23 protein-coding genes are annotated in these 19,153 nt (G+C 52.1%); 7 read left to right on the top strand and 16 right to left on the bottom strand.

The annotated features are described in order from the left end of the window. Nucleotides 1-46 precede the first annotated feature (46 nt). The 4 genes from cadA to MC50_RS14850 all read right to left on the bottom strand — a co-directional run bounded on the left by cadA (nucleotide 47) and on the right by MC50_RS14850 (nucleotide 6,693). Entirely contained in the window at nucleotides 47-2,194 is a 2,148-nt protein-coding gene (gene cadA, locus MC50_RS14875) for a lysine decarboxylase CadA (protein ID WP_004858936.1), read from the bottom strand. Between the two features lie 82 nt (nucleotides 2,195-2,276). Beyond that, nucleotides 2,277-3,614 (bottom strand): cadaverine/lysine antiporter, encoded by a 1,338-nt coding sequence (cadB, locus tag MC50_RS14870; RefSeq protein ID WP_004858934.1) that lies wholly within the window; start codon nucleotides 3,612-3,614, stop codon nucleotides 2,277-2,279. A gap of 365 nt (nucleotides 3,615-3,979) precedes the next feature. Then, on the bottom strand, nucleotides 3,980-5,515 hold the full coding sequence (gene cadC / locus MC50_RS14860) for a lysine decarboxylation/transport transcriptional activator CadC (protein WP_032700642.1): 1,536 nt from the start codon (nucleotides 5,513-5,515) through the stop codon (nucleotides 3,980-3,982). Between the two features lie 539 nt (nucleotides 5,516-6,054). After that, the gene (locus MC50_RS14850) at nucleotides 6,055-6,693 is read right to left on the bottom strand and encodes a CatB-related O-acetyltransferase (protein WP_032689128.1); all 639 of its coding nucleotides are present in this window, start codon (nucleotides 6,691-6,693) and stop codon (nucleotides 6,055-6,057) included. Between the two features lie 261 nt (nucleotides 6,694-6,954). On the opposite strand from MC50_RS14850, the gene MC50_RS28665 reads away from it, so the two are divergent. Further along, nucleotides 6,955-7,122 (top strand): hypothetical protein, encoded by a 168-nt coding sequence (locus tag MC50_RS28665; protein ID WP_155274645.1) that lies wholly within the window; start codon nucleotides 6,955-6,957, stop codon nucleotides 7,120-7,122. Between the two features lie 40 nt (nucleotides 7,123-7,162). Here the strand turns inward: MC50_RS28665 and MC50_RS14845 are convergent, their stop codons facing one another. From MC50_RS14845 to MC50_RS14830, 4 genes are read right to left on the bottom strand one after another with little or no spacing between them, the layout of a single operon-like run. Next, on the bottom strand, nucleotides 7,163-8,572 hold the full coding sequence (locus MC50_RS14845; protein ID WP_032696496.1) for an amino acid permease: 1,410 nt from the start codon (nucleotides 8,570-8,572) through the stop codon (nucleotides 7,163-7,165). 11 nt (nucleotides 8,573-8,583) lie between these two features. Further along, nucleotides 8,584-9,777, bottom strand: a complete 1,194-nt coding sequence (locus MC50_RS14840; protein WP_047664265.1) for an amino acid aminotransferase — start codon at nucleotides 9,775-9,777, stop codon at nucleotides 8,584-8,586. Nucleotides 9,778-9,833: 56 nt separating this feature from the next. Further along, nucleotides 9,834-10,205, bottom strand: a complete 372-nt coding sequence (locus MC50_RS14835; RefSeq protein WP_032689134.1) for a RidA family protein — start codon at nucleotides 10,203-10,205, stop codon at nucleotides 9,834-9,836. Continuing rightward, nucleotides 10,193-10,996 (bottom strand): alpha/beta hydrolase, encoded by an 804-nt coding sequence (locus tag MC50_RS14830; RefSeq protein WP_047664263.1) that lies wholly within the window; start codon nucleotides 10,994-10,996, stop codon nucleotides 10,193-10,195. The genes MC50_RS14835 and MC50_RS14830 overlap by 13 nt, the downstream gene beginning before the upstream one ends. 397 nt (nucleotides 10,997-11,393) lie before the next feature. Here MC50_RS14830 and MC50_RS14825 point away from each other — a divergent pair, with 397 nt between their 5' ends. Continuing rightward, entirely contained in the window at nucleotides 11,394-12,260 is an 867-nt protein-coding gene (locus MC50_RS14825) for a GNAT family N-acetyltransferase (RefSeq protein WP_032689137.1), read from the top strand. Between the two features lie 111 nt (nucleotides 12,261-12,371). Here MC50_RS14825 and MC50_RS28850 read toward each other — a convergent pair whose 3' ends face one another. Further along, nucleotides 12,372-12,536 carry a YnfU family zinc-binding protein gene (locus tag MC50_RS28850; protein ID WP_223306614.1) on the bottom strand — a complete coding sequence of 55 codons (165 nt, stop codon included), beginning with the start codon at nucleotides 12,534-12,536 and terminating at the stop codon, nucleotides 12,372-12,374. Nucleotides 12,537-13,007: 471 nt separating this feature from the next. Here MC50_RS28850 and MC50_RS14820 point away from each other — a divergent pair, with 471 nt between their 5' ends. Next, nucleotides 13,008-13,280: a hypothetical protein gene (locus MC50_RS14820; protein WP_004858909.1), complete on the top strand. Its 273-nt coding sequence runs from the start codon at nucleotides 13,008-13,010 to the stop codon at nucleotides 13,278-13,280. Between the two features lie 9 nt (nucleotides 13,281-13,289). On the opposite strand, the gene MC50_RS14815 is transcribed toward MC50_RS14820, so the two are convergent. The 3 genes from MC50_RS14815 to ymcF all read right to left on the bottom strand — a co-directional run bounded on the left by MC50_RS14815 (nucleotide 13,290) and on the right by ymcF (nucleotide 14,150). Continuing rightward, the gene (locus MC50_RS14815; RefSeq protein WP_004858906.1) at nucleotides 13,290-13,502 is read right to left on the bottom strand and encodes a hypothetical protein; all 213 of its coding nucleotides are present in this window, start codon (nucleotides 13,500-13,502) and stop codon (nucleotides 13,290-13,292) included. Between the two features lie 141 nt (nucleotides 13,503-13,643). Then, nucleotides 13,644-13,874: a hypothetical protein gene (locus tag MC50_RS14810; RefSeq protein WP_032689141.1), complete on the bottom strand. Its 231-nt coding sequence runs from the start codon at nucleotides 13,872-13,874 to the stop codon at nucleotides 13,644-13,646. 87 nt (nucleotides 13,875-13,961) lie between these two features. Then, the gene (gene ymcF / locus MC50_RS28845; RefSeq protein WP_072000024.1) at nucleotides 13,962-14,150 is read right to left on the bottom strand and encodes a cold shock small protein YmcF; all 189 of its coding nucleotides are present in this window, start codon (nucleotides 14,148-14,150) and stop codon (nucleotides 13,962-13,964) included. Nucleotides 14,151-14,704: 554 nt separating this feature from the next. Here ymcF and MC50_RS14800 point away from each other — a divergent pair. The 3 genes from MC50_RS14800 to MC50_RS29120 all read left to right on the top strand — a co-directional run bounded on the left by MC50_RS14800 (nucleotide 14,705) and on the right by MC50_RS29120 (nucleotide 15,538). Then, nucleotides 14,705-14,938: a hypothetical protein gene (locus tag MC50_RS14800; RefSeq protein ID WP_032689144.1), complete on the top strand. Its 234-nt coding sequence runs from the start codon at nucleotides 14,705-14,707 to the stop codon at nucleotides 14,936-14,938. A 210-nt stretch (nucleotides 14,939-15,148) separates the two neighbouring features. Beyond that, a complete protein-coding gene (locus MC50_RS14795; RefSeq protein WP_032689145.1) occupies nucleotides 15,149-15,385 on the top strand; it encodes a hypothetical protein in 237 nt (78 codons plus the stop codon). Between the two features lie 33 nt (nucleotides 15,386-15,418). After that, on the top strand, nucleotides 15,419-15,538 hold the full coding sequence (locus MC50_RS29120) for a YnaM/YnfT family protein (protein WP_004858893.1): 120 nt from the start codon (nucleotides 15,419-15,421) through the stop codon (nucleotides 15,536-15,538). A gap of 189 nt (nucleotides 15,539-15,727) precedes the next feature. Here MC50_RS29120 and MC50_RS14790 read toward each other — a convergent pair whose 3' ends face one another. Further along, nucleotides 15,728-17,014: a citrate synthase gene (locus MC50_RS14790; protein WP_032689146.1), complete on the bottom strand. Its 1,287-nt coding sequence runs from the start codon at nucleotides 17,012-17,014 to the stop codon at nucleotides 15,728-15,730. Between the two features lie 171 nt (nucleotides 17,015-17,185). On the opposite strand from MC50_RS14790, the gene MC50_RS14785 reads away from it, so the two are divergent. Beyond that, the gene (locus MC50_RS14785; RefSeq protein ID WP_032689148.1) at nucleotides 17,186-17,536 is read left to right on the top strand and encodes a DUF1304 domain-containing protein; all 351 of its coding nucleotides are present in this window, start codon (nucleotides 17,186-17,188) and stop codon (nucleotides 17,534-17,536) included. Between the two features lie 48 nt (nucleotides 17,537-17,584). Here MC50_RS14785 and MC50_RS28660 read toward each other — a convergent pair whose 3' ends face one another. The 3 genes from MC50_RS28660 to MC50_RS14775 are packed head-to-tail and all read right to left on the bottom strand — an operon-like array spanning nucleotide 17,585 to nucleotide 19,150. After that, nucleotides 17,585-17,740 (bottom strand): hypothetical protein, encoded by a 156-nt coding sequence (locus MC50_RS28660; RefSeq protein ID WP_190306306.1) that lies wholly within the window; start codon nucleotides 17,738-17,740, stop codon nucleotides 17,585-17,587. Beyond that, nucleotides 17,737-18,537, bottom strand: a complete 801-nt coding sequence (locus MC50_RS14780) for a COG4705 family protein (RefSeq protein ID WP_032689149.1) — start codon at nucleotides 18,535-18,537, stop codon at nucleotides 17,737-17,739. The genes MC50_RS28660 and MC50_RS14780 overlap by 4 nt, the downstream gene beginning before the upstream one ends. Before the next feature lie 43 nt (nucleotides 18,538-18,580). Next, on the bottom strand, nucleotides 18,581-19,150 hold the full coding sequence (locus MC50_RS14775) for a class I SAM-dependent methyltransferase (RefSeq protein ID WP_052135784.1): 570 nt from the start codon (nucleotides 19,148-19,150) through the stop codon (nucleotides 18,581-18,583). Nucleotides 19,151-19,153: the final 3 nt, after the last annotated feature.

The raw sequence follows: 19,153 nt of genomic DNA, 5'->3' as shown, positions 1-19,153 counted from the left end.
CAGCGTGAAAAAGGGAAGTGGCACGCCACTTCCCCTGGAGCTTCAATTACTTGTTGTTTTCTTCTTTCAGCACTTTAACGGTGTAGCGACCATCCGCCTGACGATATGCGCCGTGGATATCGGTTTCGAAGCCCGGGTAGTGAGCGCCGATTTCGCACAGCATCTGCAGGAACTCCAGCACCGGCCGGCTCTCTTCGGTGATCATTTCACCCGGCATGACCAGCGGAACTCCCGGAGGATACGGCAGGATCATGTTGGCGTTGACGCGGCCCACCATCTCTTCGAGATAGACCTCTTCAGTCTGACCGTGCAGCTCTTTCTGGAACGCGGCGTACGGCGTGATCATCATGGTCGGCAGCACTTCGAAAGCGCGGAACATCAGATCCGGCAGGTTGTGATGCGCAATCAGTTTGTGAATATTCTGCGCCAGTTCCTGAACACGCATGTTTTCATAGAACTCCGGATCTTCACGATACAGCGACGGCAGCATGTTTTTCACGCGCAGATTCAGGTCGAAAGCACGTTTAAAGTCGGTCAGCGCGCGCAGCAGGCTCAGTGCTTTGGTTTTGTCGATACCGATGCTGAACAGGAACAGCAGGTTGTACGGACCGGTTTTCTCCACCACGATGCCGTGTTCGTCGAGGTATTTCGCCACGATGCTGGCCGGAATACCGAACTCATCCATGGTACCGTCTTTCTTCATCCCCGGAGTCAGCAGGGTGACTTTGATCGGGTCGAGGTACATGTGTTCGTTATCGATGTTTTTGAAACCGTGCCATGCGCTATCGGAACGCAGCGGCCAGCATTCTGGGCCATCGATATGTTCCGGCTGCCAGACGTCGAAGAACCAGCCTTCGGATTCGCCTTTCAGACGTTTGATCTCTTTACGGAACTTAATAGAACGTTCGATAGAGCCATCGATCAGACGCTTACCGGCATTACCTTTCATCATCGCCGCGGCAGTTTCCGTCGAAGCAACCACGCCGTAGTGCGGAGAGGTAGTGGTGTGCATCATGTAGGCTTCGTTAAAGGTCTCTTCGTTAACATCGCCTTTAACGTGAATCATCGAAGCCTGAGAGAACGCCGCCAGCAGTTTGTGCGTGGACTGGGTTTCATAAATCACTTTCCCTTCCACACGGCCACCGCTCATCCCGCATTTACCGGCATAGATTGGCGAGAAGTTGGTGTAAGGCACCCACGCGGAGTCAAAGTGGATAGATTTCACATCCAGCGTTTTCTTGATGAAGTCGGTGTTATACAGCAGACCATCGTAGGTGGAGTTGGTGATAACCGCGTGCACCGGCCAGGTTGCGTTCGGCGTCTCTTTGACGCGTTTGGCGATAGTGGCGTGCTGGAATTCGCTCTGTGGAATACCGCCGAGGATGCCGTAGGCGTTACGGGTCGGACGGAAGTAAATCGGCGTAATGTCGCTCATCATCATCAGGTGAGTCAGCGATTTGTGACAGTTACGGTCAATCAGCACGGTGCTGCCAGCAGGCGCAGAGTACATACCGACGATTTTGTTCGCCGTTGAGGTGCCGTTGGTCACCATGTAGCTGCGTTCGGCGTTAAAGACGCGCGCAATATACTCTTCCGCTTCTTTATGCGGGCCGCTGTGGTCCAGCAGGGAACCCAGTTCAGAAACCGAAATCGAGATATCGGATTTCATGGTGTTTGAACCAAAGAAATCATAGAAGATACTGCCGACCGGGCTTTTCTGGAAGGCGGTACCGCCCATATGGCCTGGAGTACAGAAGGTGTATTTACCTTCACGCACATATTTGAACAGCGCTTTGGTCAGCGGCGGCAGAATGGTATCGATGTATTCATCGGTGTTCTGTTTGATTTTATCGGCGATGTCGTCGGCCGCACCCAGCGCATATTCGAAGAAACGCACCTGCATGCGCAGATCGTTCAGGCTGACGTCCAGCGTGGAGTAGGTGTTAGCGAAAGCGTACAGCGGCATATATTCGTTCAGCTTGCTGATCTCTTCGCACAGTTCAAGATTGTATTTATCCCAGTCGAAGATCACGCCGCACAGACGGGCATTGTTTTCGATCAGTTTCAGTAAATCTTCGCGGTCGTTCGGATAGACAATACGGAAGTCCAGGCGTTCAAGGGCGCGATGCAGTTCACGGATAGGCTCTTCTTTAAAGTAGACGCCCATGTGATTCATGATTGCGATAACGTTCATAGTCGAATCTCCAGATATGGAGAGCCCCTCCCGTCACGTGGTGACAGGTGCAGGAAGGAGCTCCAGGAAAAGGGGTTACGGATTAATGCGCGCTGGCGGCAGAGCTGTCAGTGGTGTCGTTTTCGTGCTGACGCTGATGCATTTTGCGACCGTAGAACATCAGGATAATCAGGCTGACGATAAAGGTACCGGCCAGTTCGAAGGAGCTTGCCCCCATCAGGGCGATGAAGCAGAACGCACAGCCCAGGACGGAGCAAATCAGGCTGACAAGGTTGCGAATGTTAATGCCTTCGAAGCGAATCAGGTCAACGCAGGAGTAGAAGTAAGGCAGCATGGTCAGCAGGACGGCGATACCGGTCAGTTCACCGAACAGGTCAGACGCTTTACCGCCGCTGGAGTTCATCAGGGTAATCAGCACCATCAGCGCGGTCATTTTCACCGCCGCCAGCAGCAGGCCTTTTTTCGGAATACCGTTGTTATCCACTTCACCATACACTTTCGGGAAGTTGCCATCGTTGGCGGCGCGAACCCCGGCCTGACCAACCAGCATCATCCAGGAACCCAGAGAAGTCAGGCAGGCAAATGCGGTGAAAGCAGAGACTACCGGCGCAGCCCAGCCGCCAAGAATGGTTGAGGCGCTGATAGCGAACGGCGCGCCGGAGGCAGCCATCTGAGCCGCAGGATACATACCGGCGATAACCTGAGTTGCGGCGATATAGACCACGCCGGCCATCGCGGTTCCCAGCATGGTTGCCAGCGGAACGGTACGTTTCGGGTTTTTCACCATCCCGGTACTGACGGCGGCAGACTCAACGCCGACGAATGCCCACAGGCAGAGCAGAATACTTTTGATTACCGCATGGCTGTCTGGCGTGCTGGACGTGTTCCAGTTTGCCTGATAGGTCGCTGCATCAAACCAGTGCCAGCCGATAACCGCGGTCATCACCACCGGAATTAATACCAGCACCAGGCCAATGGTGGTCAGACGGCTTACCCAGGTACCGCCGAGCATATTCACGAAGGTGAATATCCAGACGATCGCAATACACGCGATACCGGCTGGAATCGGGTTATTCAGAATCGGGAAGAAAGTAGACAAATAAGAAACGGCGGTAATACCGATGGCCAGGTTACCAATCCAGTTGGCATGATAATAAAGGACGCCGGTCTGGAAACCGAATGCGGGAGATATTTCCCCGGCATACGCAATTGGGCCACCCTGCTGTGGGTTCTTGGTTGCCAGTCGGGCATAAACATAAGCCAGAGACATCGCACCAATAATAGAAATAACCCATCCCCAGATAGCAATACCACCGATGCTGGCGAGGTTCGCAGGTAATAATGCAATACCGCTCCCCATCATATTACCAGCGACGACGCCGGTACAGGCAAATAGCCCTATCTTCTTGGCAGAACTCATGTTTGCTTTTCTCCTAAGTTTATTTGGGAGGTACAGATCATGATATAGAACCTTTAATTGACCCGACCAACTGCCAACAAGATTACTGATTCAAAGAAGATAAGTCCTAAAGATAAAGTGAAATAACAACAAACATCAGACAAATGATATTTTGACCTTTTTCAATTAACATATCAGGATGACATGTTGATATCATAAAAAGATAAACATCGTTTAGTTACAGTTACTTGCAAGAAAGATGGCGTGTTGAATTTGTGTTGTATTTCGCCATTCCGGCGTTAAATACATATAACAACCAGGGCGCTCATGAGAAACATAAATTTAACCTCACCATACTCAATATCCTGAGTATGGTGAGGGTTTACTTATTCTGAAGAGAGGAAATTATCGAGGTAAGGGACCACCCGGGTGACCGAGGTCTGGAATACTGCATTTTCAATCCAGTAAAAGGTGTTCTCGCCCGGGCGCAAATTAAATGCCGTCAGATAAGCATCCGCAGCTTCCCGGTTCTGCCCTTTCATCTCGTAGACTTTACCCAGCAGCACGTAATTCATCCACGACATCTCGAGGTCGATCCCGGTATTAATCGCGTTATACGCCTCATCGACTTTACCCTGGCCCAACAAATCCACTGTTTTAATTTGGTAAAATACCGCCGTATCTTTGATTCCCGGCATATCACCGACCCGGGTGATTTCAGCGTACAGCGCGTTGAGCTGCTCTTTATTTAACGGCTGCTGCGAATGACGTAATACATCCACCAGCGTTTTTTCCGCATAGGCGTAAGAAAACTCAGGCGAGTCTTTAATCACCTCATCGAGCAGCGCGCTGGCCTTACCTAAGGAGTCGACATCACCGTTCATTAATAACTGATGCGACTCGTAGAAATGCGTCAGCGCCGTGCTGTGCGACGGCTGATACTGTTTCAGCATCGTCTGCATGCGTTCCGACCACGGCTGCTTTAAGGCCTCCGATAAGCTGCTCAGCAGATCGTTTTGAATCGCCAGCTGGTTGTCGCTGGTGATGAAATAACGTTTGTCCATCATCGTTGAACCGTCGGCGTTATCCACCATCTGCACGGACATAAAGCACTGCTGCGCGCGATAGTGGCGCTGGTTGACGAACTCAATCGTCAGCGTTTTACCTGAACTGCTTGGCTCATTAATGTTGTAGTTGGTTTTATCATGCACCATAAAGGTCGAGAAGGTGTTGAGCGACGTCGTCACCAGGCTGCCCAGGCCCACCGCATACGAGTGCTGCGATGCCCAGTTGGTGCAGGAATTACCTTTCAGCAGATGGATATCGATATCGCGCGGGTTCAGCAGCAAGCGCGCTTTATTCACCGGTGGCCGCGACTCGATCGATGACAGCGCAACCAGCGCCACGCAGGAACCCAGCGCCAGCAGGAACAGGATCCATACCCAGAAGGTAGTAATGCGTCGGCGCTTCTCCGGTTTCACGGCCAGCGTCTGGTCTGGCTCAACCTCGCCGGCAGAGCGCGTCGGGTCGGGCATCAGTTCAGGCGTCGCAGCGGAGACCGCTGGGGGGATCGCCATCGCGGGCTCTTCCCCTTCTTCCGTACACCAGATGACCGGCACCGTAAGCTTATAACCGCGCTTGGGTACCGTCGCAATATATTCGAGGCTATTATCGTTGCCATCTTTCAACGACTTACGTAGCTCGGAAATACTCTGCGTGACGACGTGGCTGGTGACCACGTTACGTGTCCAGACATTATCAATAAGCTCGTCCCTGCTGAGCACTTCACCAGGGTGACGGGCAAAGAAGACCAATAGATCGATTAAGCGCGGTTCCAGAGTAAGCTGACGCCCCTTCCGGCTGATTTGGTTAACAGAAGGTGTAACCAGCCATTCTCCCACGCGAACAACAGGTTGTTGCATAAAAAAGAGCCCAAAACGAAAAGGGAAAGGCGCGATGATAACACATTTCCCCTCCCTATTTATGATAGGGGTCATTACCTTGATCGCGTTATATCATTCTGCACTTATTTCACTTAGCCAGTTTTTATTTCTAAACAAAACCGGTCATAGTTTATTAACATCTGAATCATTTCTGCAGAAAAAGTGAAGGCCTGTTCTGCTCTATCGCCTCGATAAGCGCCCGCACGGCCAGGCGATTCAGGATGCTATACCCCCCTGTTCTCTACCGACATGGCCCAGGAACAAGCGGATGATGACGCCCCAATGACCCGCTCATGCGCCGGCACAAGCCACATCGCCGCACAGACAGAGCAGTATTCCGGCCCGCGCAGCGACTGATTTTCCGCAGGACGCCGAACTATTCCGGGAAACATCCGCTTGCGCGGGCGCAGTCAGAGGCATTCTTCGGCGGCGGTAAAGCCGGTTATCCGCACTATCCCGCCGTCGCCGCGCAGTAGCTCCGCGGCCCCGGCTGGGACGAGCGCCTGCGTTCTGGTGGATTAAGCGCGCCCCTGTCGATGCTGCGCCACCGCCTGCTCCAGTGCGCTAATGTCCGGGCTGGAGAGCAGCGGCTGCAGGCTCAACAGCGTCTCTTCCTCTAATTCATAGAGATTCAGCTTCAGCAGTCGCTCCACATCGGGTTCGGGAAAACGATACTTAATAAAGGTAGCCGGATTTCCACCGACGACGCTATACGGCGGAACGTCTTTGGTGACCACCGCCCCCGCCGCCACCACGGCGCCTTCGCCAATTGTGACGCCCGGCATGATCATCGCCCGCATACCAATCCAGCAGCCATCTCCGAGCACGGTATCGCCACGATGCTGGTAGGCCTCGTTCACGCATGACACAAACGGATAGAGGCTGATCCAGTCCATCCGGTGGGTACTGTTGCCGCCCATCAGGATCACCGCTTCTGGCGCGATACAGACAAAATTGCCAATAAAGAGCTTATCGACATGACCTAAGGGCTCCCACCCTTCGCTGACGGGATCGCCGTGCAGGTAGCGCACCACGCAACGTTCAAACCCGCGATCCCAACAGTCGCTATAGTAGCTGTGGCTGCCGCGAATGATCACATTCGGGTTGGTTACCGTCTGGTGCAGGCGTTCGGTGATTGACCAGTGTTTATCGGCCATCGAGGCATTCCTTCTTGCGTTAATATATCCGCTTGCTGACCCGTTATCATAAACCGGAAAAACTCAATACCGGAACAACCACTGCAAGCGTTGCTGGCATCATTATGGCTGACTCAGGGAATATTTTGTTGAGAATAAACTGACAGGAATTATGTTTATTTTCTCGCTACGCCATTATCCATAATTAAACAAAATAGCTCCACCCCGATCATATTCTTAATGATAAAAACGGGCACTTTCCCCACTCTGCCAGGTTTTTCTGTGTCCAGACTTCTTATTCTTACTGTCGTGTTACTGCTGACCTCCTGCGCGGGATATTTTTCGCCGCCGCCAAAAGAGACGAAAGGTGACGACGCCGGCCAGTCGAGTTCGCTCCCTGACTGTCGTAGTCGTCACCACGTTATTATCTGCGACTGGGGGAAAGCGTAACGAATAACCGCTCGCCTGTGGGCAGAGGCGAGCGGTTAGCTTATGGCGCCCGATCGGCTTCCGGCGTAGGAATCGTCGATAAGATCGGCCGGGAACGGCGGCTATAAAAATAGAGTCCGATCAGCAGCAGCGTAAACGGAATGCCAAACCATAGCGTCATGCGGAAGAAATCGGTAAACGCGGTGGAAATCAGCAGCGCCAGCATCAGAGCAGCCCCCAGCAGCGTACTCCAGGGATAACCCCACAAGCGAAATTTCAGCACCGTTTGCCTATGCTGGCGGCGGAAAAACAGGTGCGTGATAAAGATCATCAGCCAGGTGAAACAGGCTCCGTAGACCGAAATAGACATCATCGCGGCAAACGCCTGCTGCGGGTAGAGCACGCTCAGGACAATAGAGACCATAATGCCGACGCAGGAGATTGCCAACGCATTCACCGGGATCCCGCGAGCGCTGATCCGACCGAACGCGGCCGGCGCCTGCCCGGCACGCGACAGCGAGAACATCATCCGCGTGGTAATATACAGCTGACTGTTCATGGCCGAGAGTGCCGCAATCAGGACAATAAAGTTAAAAATACCGCCGGCATACGGCAAGTGAATCACGTTCATCGCCACCAGGAAGGGGCTTTCGCTGGTGCCGGACTGACGCCACGGCACAATCGCCAGCATCAGCGCAATCGACAGCATATAGAAAATAAACAGGCGCAGGATGGTCCCTTTAAACGCCGACTTCACCGCCACCACCGGGTTTTTCGCCTCTCCTGCCGCCACGGCGATCATTTCAATGCTCAGATAGCTGAAGATAGAAACAATTGTCGCAAACCACATGCCGCGGACCCCAAACGGCATAAACCCACCGCCATCGATAAAATTATGCAGGCCGTAGGTTGGGTTGGCGGAGAAGGCCAGGATCCCCAGACCGATGACGATAAAAGCCACGATTGCCAGAACCTTGATCGTCGATAGCGCATACTCCACCTGCCCGAACCATTTCACGCCAATAACGTTAATCACCATCACCACGGCGGAGAACAGCAGCACCCAGGGCCACACCGGCGTATGCGGGAACCAGAACTGCATATACATTCCAATGGCGGTCACCTCGGTACCCACCGCCAGCACCACGCAGGACCAGTAGGAGTAGCGCACCAGGAAGCCGCACAGCGGACTGAGATAAAACTCGGCATAGTCGCCGAATGAGCCGGGAGTCGGATGCTCTGAGGTCATCTCCGCAAGGCAGCCCATTAGCAGCAGCGCAATCACGCCTCCGGTCAGATAGCTCAGCAGCACCGACGGTCCCGCCATCTGAATGGCGTAGGCGCTCCCCAGAAACAGTCCGGTACCAATCGCGCCGCCGATCGCCAACATCGACATTTGCCCGGCGGTAAGCTGTTTCTTCAACCCGCCCTGGCGCTGTGCAATCTCATCAAAACGCTTGCGATCTTTCATTAGTTCCTGCCTTAGCGACCGGCGGTGGTCACATCGAGAATAGCGGCGGTGACATAATCAATGTTGTCACCATTGAGACCGGGCAGACACATCCGTCCCGGCGCCACCAGATAAATGGCATAGCGCTGGCGCAGCTCGCTCACCTGCCGTTCGTCCAGGCCGGTATAGCTGAACATCCCGCGCTGATCGCGGATGCGCCGGTAATCCAGCTGAGAGCCGCCCTGCTCCAGGCCGGCGGACAGACGCTGGCGCATCTGCTGGATCCTCTGGCGCATGGCCGCCAGCTCTTCCTGCCAGAGCTGACGGAGCTGCGCATCGGCTAGCACCATGTCGACTATCCGGCTGCCGTGGGTCGGCGGACAGGAATAGCTACGGCGTATTAATGTCTTTAAGGCCCCCTGAACGTTAGCGGCGGTCTGCGCGTTGGCGCAGCGCACGGTTAATCCCCCTACCCGCTGGCCGTATAAGGCGATATTTTTCGAAAAAGAGTTGGCGACGATAAAATCCAGATCGCTTGCCAGCGCCAGCCTCAGCGCATAGCAGTCCTCCTCCAGCCCGGCGCCAAACCCCTGATAGGCGATATCGAAAAATGGCAGCAGACCCTGCGCCTGAACCACGCCCAGAAGCGTCTGCCACTGGCTCTGGCTCAGATCGGTGCCGGTCGGGTTATGGCAGCATGGATGCAGCAGCACCGCCGTGCCGGCGGGTAGCGTCTGCAGGACCGTCAGCATGTCGGCAAAGCGCAACTCGCCGCGGAGATTGTCAAAATAGGGATAGCTGTTCACCTGCAGCCCTGCGCCGGAAAAAATCGCCTGATGGTTGGCCCAGGTTGGATCAGAGACCCAAATCTCTTTACGCTGTAAAAAGTGAACGAGAAAATCTGCCGCCAGCTTCAACGCCCCTGAACCGCCAACGGTTTGTACCGTCGCCAGCACAGATTCCGGGGCGGCAGGCCCCAGCAGCAAGGTCTGTATCTGGCTGGCAAAGCTTGCGCTGCCTTCAATCGGCGGATAGCCGTGCGGCTGCTGCTGCGCCAGCAGGCGCCGCTCTGCCTGCTCGACGGCCCGCATCAGCGGAACTTTTCCTCGCTCGTCATAATATAAGCCGATGCCTAAATTCACCTTCCGCGGATTGCGGTCCTGCAAATAGGCTTCCATTAATGACATAATAGGGTCGGGAGTCGACTGTTTAATTTCTGCGAACATAGGTATCCTTAGCCATAATAAATATGACTGGCAGGTGAACATTTATTTTTTTATTTTCAGGCCGTAGCGCTGACGGTAATTTCTATTTTCATTCCCGGCACAACTAATTTATCAACGATCACCGTCGAACGATTTGGATAAGGGGCATTGAAGTAGCGCCGGTAAATATCATCAAGGCGTGCAACATCGTTGACGTCAGTCAGATAAATAATAACCTGGAGAACATTATCGCTGTGGCTCCCTGCCGCCTGTAGCGCCTGGGTGAGATTATCGAAAGTCAGGGCGATCTGCTGTTCCGCCGGGCCGGTTTCAATAGTGCCATCGGCCCGAACCGGTCCATGTGCGGTAAAGAGCATCCCGCCGCCGCGTGTCGCCCAGGAGAACGGCTGACCGATATCCGGAAGGCCGGTATGAATTACGTCTCGCATAAAGGATTCTCGTAGTGATAAAGCTGGCTGAAAAGTGCGCCATCGGTGGCAAACAGCGCGTCAAGAATGGTGTAGTGGTTAGCCCCCGGCAGGGCTATTGCGTCAACCGGCCTCCCCCGCTGGCGCAACCGCTGAGCGTAGTTTTCACTTTGCGCGATGAGCTCGGCTCGCTCGGCGGTGCCGTAAAACAGCGTCAGAGGGGGGATCTTCGTCGGTAAATGACGCAGCGGACTGAGGTCATTCACCTCCTGGGGCGTCAGCTGCAGTGACCGGTTGACCACTGTATTCAGCAAAGGCTCAAGCTCATAAATCCCGCTGATTGCCAGTACCGCATCGACACGCGGATGCGCCTGCCAGCAGGCCGCCAGATGGCCGCCTGCGGAGTGCCCACACAGATAAACCGGGCTACACAGACCCGGCCGGCGACCAATGGCGTCCAGCGCCGCCCCAATCTGGCGATGGATCGTCGTTAACGTCGCCTGCGGCGCTAACGTATATTCCAGCAACATCACATCAAACCCACGGGCCAGCGGCCCGGCAGTAATAAAGGCAAAATCCTCTTTATTACAGGATTGCCAGTACCCGCCATGAATAAATATTATCGTGCCCATTTTTCTGGCGGCAGAAATAAACCAGTCAATACCTTCCCGTGGATGTTCACCATAAGAAAAAGTCATCATATTTTCGCCGCACTGGTAAGCTTGCTGACTTCGTCGCTGAAAGTCAGCCAGAATTTCCGCCTCATTATCTACGGTTGTGCTGTTATCATAACTCCCGACGCTGAGTTTCATATATTAAACTTTGTTTATTATTTAAGATGTGGCTTAACTATTAGCAATGAGAAAATATGTTGTCAAGCTTGCACAAAGTGGAATGCGTGAGAGTTAATAGAAATTAAATCTCAGGGCTAATAAGTTTTACCAGTGAAACTTTTATCGGGAAATGCGCCTGCGAAAATGATGACGGTCAAGGATCGGCGCTCACCTGTCCACGCATTCGTCGGCTTCTTCCCCCTTCCTGCCCAGCGTACTGTGACCGAGCCAACGTCCTGAGAAACCACTGAAGGGACAAACTGTACAAACATCGGGAAAAGTTCATACTCAACGCTATAAGTGAGCCAATATTTTTGATATTAAACTGGTCGTCGCCGTGTCAGGTCTCAGAACTTATAAAAAGGAATACAGACCAATGAAATACAAATTAGTCAAGCAGGTTGTCCATGATGATGTGTTAAGAAACAGCTTCATTAATTTGGCAATTAAGACCTTCGATCTCTCTTTTAAAGAGTGGTACAAGAAAGGCTACTGGACCGAGTCCTATATTCCTTATGCGTTTGTTGATCATAATAAAGTGATTGCCAATGCGTCGGCTAACATTATCGATCTCATGTGGCAGGGAGAACCCAGGCGCTATATCCAGATTGGGACCGTGATGACCGCCACCGATCATCGTGAAAAGGGCCTGGCCAGCCAGCTGATTAACCATATTCTGACTGACTGGCAGGAGCAGGCCGACGGTATTTTTCTCTTCGCTAACTCCACAACCGTTGATTTCTATCCTAAATTCGGCTTTGAACAAACCGACGAATACCAGTACGCCCTGCCGGTTACGCCCGTTGCCGGGGATTTTCGCAAGCTGGATATGGATAAAGAGAGCGATGTGAATATCCTCAAATACTATTATCAGAAAGCCAACCCGTTCTCCCGCCTTTCGGCACACAATAACTTCGGCCTGTTGATGTTCTACTGCTCGGCGTTTATGAAGCACTTCGTCTATTACTCGGAGAAAAATAATGCCGTGGCGATCGCCATGCAAAACGATCATGCATTGCTCTGTTTTGATATTTTCTGTGACAGCGCGAGTTCGATGACCAGCATCGTGAATGAACTTGCGGCGCAACATACCCGGCAGGTTATTTTAGGCTTTACTCCCAGGGAAGACCGGGCAGGTGAATATGAAAAAATTGAAATTGATGATTTTCTTTTCATCTATACGGCAAAAGAAAATATCTTTAAGGAGCGTAAGCTGATGTTCCCGACGCTCTCGCATGCCTGAGTCCCCCGGCCATATTGCGACTGGCGCAAGCCCGTACCGAGGTTGAAGCCCAGGCGGCAACCACCTCTCCCGCGATGACCCCACCGGGGCGTGGCGGAAGAGGTGAAAACATTATTTAGTGAAGATAAACAGAGACTTGCAGCGCGGACACAATAATGTTACCCCTTTTTTAATTTTGTTCACCGGCTGCCGTGATTTATGCCCGCATTGCGGGCAGGTTACCGTGGTATCAGAGGTGGAACTCAAGCGCTTCACTGCGTTGTCGAAGAATGACATAGACCTTTACCCGCTGAATGAATGTGGTCTATCATACCACTAACTGATTAAAAAACACACAACATCAGGGCGCGCGGGGAAATGACCAGGGTGAGGAATTTATCGCGGTTTAATCCGCTATTTACGTGATGACATCGCGTCATGCTTAAATCAGGATGCCTCATTGCCGATTTTCTGTTCATCCCTCGCGATGGTGTTACTCGATCGTCAGATATTATTAACTGCATCAATATAAAGGAGGTTTTACTTATTTTCCGGAAGGCGTCCCGCTTGCGGCAGACTCGGTATGAGGTATCATGATGCGCAGCTTCAGGTGTTTTCACTAAAAACAGCACGATCGCCCTATTAAATGCAGAAATCCCGATAAAAATAAGATAAATAGTATAAGTCTTAAATTACCTCTTATATGATGAATGAGATATGGTAATGTTCATTCATATCGAATGATTACAGATAAACAAGAGATAAGAAATGACTGAAAACTCAACAATTCACGCTCAAAATTGTCGTACCGATATCGGGATTGGGAAACAGGTCACGGCCAGCGTAAAAGGTTACGTCGATGGCCATCTTTATATGATTGACATCACCGTTCATCCTGTTGAGATCACATTTGATTTTGGCGAAGAAAAAATTATGCGCGGGTCTTATTTTAGCTCTAAGAATCAGGAGATGGTATGGGCGGCGGAAAGAAAAGAGCTGACCATCTCCGATGAAAAAGGATCTTTCACGATAGCCTTTTAGTGTTCAGGTTCAATGTCGATAAAACGTGCCGTCGCTATGCCCTGAGCCAATACGGCCCGCTTCAATTAAAATTTCATCAATAACATCTTCCAGGCACGCTGAACCATGATTCTCACAAATCATATGAACCTGTTTCAATATTTCTTCCTGGGACATCTCTCCGCGTAAAGCGGAGGTCAGCATCACCGATGCCCAGCGCCGAACTTCCGGGTGCGTAATCATACATCTTTACCTCAAATAGCAACACACGCCTTTAAATTATAGGTGCTCACCGGACATTCACCCATTAAATGATGCTGTCGCCCCTGTCGGCGCGGCATAGAGGTTGACTCATCCTGCCGCAGCCGACCGCTCATCGCTGCGCTATGACAACAGTTTTACCGCCGCGTTTTGAATCTCGGCCGATGTTAAATCACGATCGGAGGCAACATGCACAATGCGATGATCGCCGGTCAAGGAAGGAAATTCAGCAGACATGATCTGCAGCTGTTTTTGTTCACCGTTAGGATACTCACGTAATATTGTTGTTACCCCCGGCACTATTTTCGCGACAACTGCCGGTAATGCATTGAAAAAAACAATAACTTTCTTCATGAGTCTACCACCTGGCTGAAAGCATAATGATGACTATGCCATGCATTGTGTGATGAAAAAGAAAAGGCCCCGTCCGGGGCCCTTTCGTTATTTCCGACACGCCATTGTCGCCGTGCCGCTGGAAATGTAAGGAGCAATATTATCAAATGTAATCATTGATGTTTTACAAAAGATACATTTTGCGCCAAAGGGATTTTTTTCCGTCACATCGTAATTCGATGTTCTGTATTGTGACCCATGACAACATGGGCATCTGAAATGAATGTATTCAATCATAATGTTAACCTTGATGTGTGACAACATTCACTACCGCAGGGACTAGAGGTTATACTCTGGTGAAAACTCATCTGTGGTTTTCAAGGATAGTGCAGAAATCACCGTGCTGAACAGCAGGCCAAGAATACGCTTTCTTTGCGACCGTTCTCTGTATGATTAATCTGAGGTTTTTCACCAGCTTAATCATGACTTATTTTAGTGATTGTCTAAGATATGTTGTTCGTTTTTTTAATTTGCCCTTGGGCATATCTGGTCTGCAAAAAAACTTATCGAAGAGAAAAATACCCAAAAGGAGATATCAGATGATAAATGCGATGAGAAAATTCCAGGAACTGTTGCAGATAATTTTTAAGACTCAAACCGTTGAAACCATTAACGCATGTAAATCAGCAATTGGCAAGCATTATTTTTTACAGCTTTTTAACAGTATTTTTTTGCCCGTAAAACTATGCAAATACTGACTATAACTGACAACTTTATCAGTAGCTTATTCCTGCTGGCGCCCCATGTTACACTTATTTTGTGGTATTCTGTCTCTCCCGGAGATTTTTGCTATGAGATCGGAAGACACCCTTGACTGGTACCCAGCCCAGCTCCCGCCCGTTAAAATCATTCTGGGCAATGCCGTGCTTGAAGTCGGAAAGCTTGGCCGCCCGATCAACGCCAGAACGCTACGTGAGTATCTGCAGGTGCTTCAGCGCACGCAAAAGAGCCGCGATGATAAAATTGCCCTGCAAACCGCAATCGACGTTTTGTCGGATAATCAACGCGTAAACGGAAAATTATAATGGCCACGGCGGCTGCACCGCTATCGGGCTCGCTATCCCTTTCAATAACTTAAGTTTTTTTTAAATATTCTCTGAAGAGAATTAATTTGTATCTTTCACCTGTAAAAAGGTGCATCGTCGTAGTTGGCCCACAATGATATGCAGAGTCATTTGCCTGAGCCAACAACAGAGTTAGCAACTCGCGCCGAACGCGTCCTTCGAGGTTTCAACATGAAAGCGGCAAACACTTTTTTTTGCCATCCATCCCAGCTACCGACGGTCAGAGCGATTATCGGGGACGCTGTGCTTGAAATTATCAGCAGCGGTGCGCCTGTGGGTGCAGCCGGACTGCTGGCGCTGCTGAAAAGTCCGGGAGCCAGGAAGAACTGGTCCGATGAAGGCCCCCTCTTGCAGATTGCGATTGATGCTCTGGAAGAGAGCTTATCGATTGATTTTAAAAAAATATAACCAACACTGATTAACTACACCGAAGGTCACACTATGTTTATGACACTATTTATTTATCTCGGAATTATCGGTTCCGTCGCCGCGCTGGCTTTATTTTCCCTGTCGCTGTTATGGATTGCCGTTTCAAATAACCCGGATAACACGGATATATAAACTTCATCGCAATTTAATCTTCCGCTAAAGGCCAGCACCTCGACGCTATCTCTTCCTCAGACATCCTGTTGCATCGCTACCGGCTGCATTGCAGATAGCATAACGACGCATCTCTGGCCAACCGCTCCCTGTCCTGCCCCGCATGTGGAAAGTCCGGCAACGCCTTTCATCACCGGACCGGGCATGCGTTTATTTTATCCCGCGACGCGAAACGTAATCCCGCGCGGCTTCTCCGGTGTAAATCTGGCGTGGACGGTAAATATTCAGCGGCGACTCATGCATTTCGTTCCAGTGTGCGACCCAACCCAGCGTACGCCCCACCGCGGTCATGACGACAAACATCGACGAAGGTAGACCCATCGCTTTCAGGATCACGGCGGTATAGAAATCGACGCTCGGCGAAAGTCCATTCTCAACAAAGTAGGAATCGTTGAGCGCCACCTCTTCCAGAGCCATTGCCACCTGAAGCAGTCGGTCCGACATTCCCAGCTCCGCCAGCACCTTATGGCAGGTTTCGCGCAGAATGGCCGCCCGAGGATCGAGATATTTGTAGCGCGAGTTGCCAAAGCCCAGTCGGCGGAAAGCCAGAGGATCCCTTTTCACCTTACTGATAAACGCCGGGACCTGTTCGACGCTCTCAATATCCCCCAGCATTTGCATGCTGGCCTCGTTGGCGCCGCCGTGCATCGGCCCCCACATCGACGCCAGACCGGCCGCCACGCAGGCGAAGAGATTAGCCCCGGAGGAGCCGGCCGCACGAACCGTCGTGGTTGATGCACACTGCCCGTGATCGGCATGGAGCACCATAATCTGGTTCAAGGCTTGCTCAATAACCGGATTCACCTGGTACTTTTCCGCTGGAATCGCAAACAGCATATGCAGGAAATTCCCGGCATAAGAGAGATCGTTTCTTGGGTAGACCGCAGGTTGCTCGATAGAAAACTTATAGCTCATCGCCGCGAGGGTGGGCATTTTGGAAAGCAAGCGGGTGGCGGCCAGCGCACGATGCTCGGGGTTTTCGACATCCAGCACATCGTGATAGAACGCGGCCAGTGCGCCCACCATGGCACACATCAGCGCCATCGGATGGGAGTCGCGACGAAATCCGCTGCACATTTTCGCCATCTGTTCGTGCACCAGGGTGTGACGGGTAATTTTTTCCCGGAAGACCTGATAACTCTCCTCATCGGGCGCCTCGCCGTGCAGCATAATGTACGCCACCTCCAGGAATTCACACTGCCTGGCCAGCTGGTCTACCGGGTAGCCACGGTGCAGCAGGACGCTATTTTCAGTATCGATATAGGAAATGGCCGACTCACAGCCGGCGGTATTGCTGAAGCCAGGGTCAAAACTGCATATTCCTGAATTCGCGAGCGCGCGGAGATCAATACCGAGGTGACCCAGCGTCCCGGACACCGTATTCAGAGGGATGGCCTCTTGTCCATCCAAAGAAAGTATTAACGGTTTCGTTCCCATCCTGTAAATTCCCCTCAACAGCCAACGCATGATCACCCTGAAGACATTCTTCAGGCCGAATTTCCAACATAGCCAGGGTGATGCGGCTATTCTTTGATATAAACGGTTAAACACGCGATAAAAGCGGGTTTTACCCGGACTTCCTGTGCTCTAACCTGAATAAGGACTACCGTGTTAGCCAATACGCTTATTTTTGTCGTTGCCGCCATCCATATCTACATTCTGATCCTGGAGATGTTTTTGTGGGAGAGCCCGACCGGGCGCAAGGCATTCGGCCTTAGCGCCAGTTTTGCCCGCGAGACCCGGGTGATGGCAGCCAATCAGGGCCTGTATAACGGTTTTTTGGCCGCGGGTTTGCTGTGGGGACTCTGGAGTCCAGAGAGCGGATTTGAGTTTAAAGCGTTCTTTCTGATCTGCGTGGTGATCGCCGGGCTGTTCGGCGCCGCAACCGCCAGCCGAAAAATACTGTATGTGCAGGCACTTCCGGCAACGGTGGCGCTGATAGCGCTGTACGTCAGCTAATGCAGGCGTCGGAGAAGACCGCCGTCGACTTTGACGGCGGGACGTGAGTCACTCTCCGGGCGGTAAGTTCCGGGATGCCTCCCAGGCCATTGGCGAAAGCACCCATATGCTGGCCACTTTATGGACCCGCGCATCGGACATCGCGGGCCCGATACTCAGCAGCGAAGCCATAAGCCACAGCAGATAGACTCCTTTTCTCTTCATCTCGGCGACTCCTCATCGCTGCGCACGGAATCTGGCGCCGGCTTGTGTCGTTCAATAATCGACAGGCAGCCTACCAGTACAACAATAACGGCCCCGAAGATCAGGCTGACGACGTTGGCGCCAAAGCCAAAACCGCCGTTCTCTACCGGCTGTGACAACAGATCACCGCAGGCGGCACCGAAGGGACGGGTCAGGATATATGCCGCCCAGAAGCAGAACACCGCATTGGCACGGAAAACAAAGCGTGCCGTCGCAATGATTAAAATCCAGCCGCCAAAGAAGGCCGCTGCGCTGTAATAGCCCATGTTCAGCCCTTCAGCCAGACCATCCCCTACGGCTGTCCCCAGCGCAAAAGTAAACAAAATAGCCAACCAGTAGAACCGCTCTCTGACCCGGTTATCGATATGGTGAATGGACAGGGTCTTTTCGCGCGCGTACCACAGAACAAAAGTCACCAGCAGCGCCAGGGCGAAAAAGAGCGAGCTATAGGCTAGCGGTACATGTAAAGCATCGCTTAAATTGTCGGTCACCAGGGTCCCGAAAATGCTGATAAACACCACCGTCAGCCAATAGATCACCGGCTGATAGCGAGTTTCCCGCAGTTGAAAAACCAGAGTGACGAGCAACAGCCCGCCGACCACCCACGAAGTATTCAGCAGACCAAATCCCAAATCCATATTGAGATAATCGGCAGCGGTTTCCCCGACCGTGGTCGACATCATTTTAATTAACCAGAAGACCAGCGTGACCTCAGGCACTTTATTCAGCCACGGCGGCGATATTGTCGACGTATTCATATATCCCCTCTTATTACCTATCTTCTACTGGCACAGACCAGCGTTAACGTAGCGTGCAGACATACACCAATGCGGGCGGCAGATTGCGCATCACCACAATGCGCTGCCAGCGGAAATAGCGGGAAAGCAACGTTTCAGACAATGGGCTGTACTGAAACTGGATAAACAGTCCGTGCGCCGACATCTGTTGGCGGATCTGATTCAGAATGCGCATCCTGATACGCAGCGGAAGCGAGAGCAGCGGCAGGCAGGAAAAGACGATATCGTAGGGATTGATCAGCCTTTCCGCCGATGCTGCCACCACGTTAAGACGGCGATCGTCAATGGCCTGTAGCTGGCCGACGAATCCCGGATTAATTTCGTAGGCATCGAGCATCGCATCGCGGCGCATCCGCGACAGGATCCCTTTTGTTAACACACCGTTAGCCGCGCCCAGCTCGGCAATCGACAGGCTGACGCCCCAGTCAACCTGGTTCATCATCGCGCGACAGAGCGCGGCCGATGAAGGCAGCAGCGCCCCGGTCGTCCTCGGGTCGGCAATAAACTGGCGCAGGTAAGAAGAACCGCGCGTCAACGCGGCTCCGGCAGAATGAGAAAATGGATTGTTATGCATGAT

The organism is Klebsiella planticola (assembly GCF_000783935.2).
Lineage (GTDB): Bacteria > Pseudomonadota > Gammaproteobacteria > Enterobacterales > Enterobacteriaceae > Klebsiella > Klebsiella planticola.
Note: the sequence above shows the minus strand (reverse complement) of the source record. Positions and strands in the feature narration are given on the sequence as shown.